The sequence below is a fragment of the Halioglobus sp. HI00S01 genome (assembly GCF_001635445.1).
GTDB classification, from domain to species: Bacteria; Pseudomonadota; Gammaproteobacteria; order Pseudomonadales; family Halieaceae; genus Halioglobus; species Halioglobus japonicus.
On the sequence record NZ_LWEE01000119.1, the window covers coordinates 1 to 395 of the forward strand.

General features: G+C 57.7%; 1 protein-coding gene. It reads left to right on the forward strand.

Annotated features, from left to right (window positions below; translation table 11 throughout):
- Nucleotides 1–123 precede the first annotated feature (123 nt).
- Nucleotides 124–395 (forward strand): enoyl-CoA hydratase-related protein (locus A3709_RS14885; protein ID WP_197484218.1); only part of this gene is annotated, 272 nt, incomplete at its 3' end.

Here is a 395-nt window from a genome sequence, read left to right on the forward strand (position 1 = left end):
CGCGAGCTACACATAGTGGACGAAGTCCCGCGCGCCCCAAGCGGCAAGCCCGCGTACCCCAAAGCTCTGGAAATTGCCCTGTCCGGCGATTTCCACCAAGCCTGACAACATTGAGGAAGTAACATGGCTGAACTGGATATAAGCACTGAGAACTGCATTGTTGAGCAGGAGGGCAACGTCCTGATCGTGACGCTGAATCGCCCGGAGGCGAAAAACGCCTTCAGCCCGCAGATGCTGCTGGGTATGTACAAAGCCTGGCGCCTGCTGGATGAAGACGACAGTCTTCGCTGTGCGATTCTGACCGCCAATGGCGATACCTTCTGTGCGGGCATGGACCTCAAAGCCGGTGCGGATGGCGATCACGGGGCTACCGAAGAGTTTATGACGCTCATGGG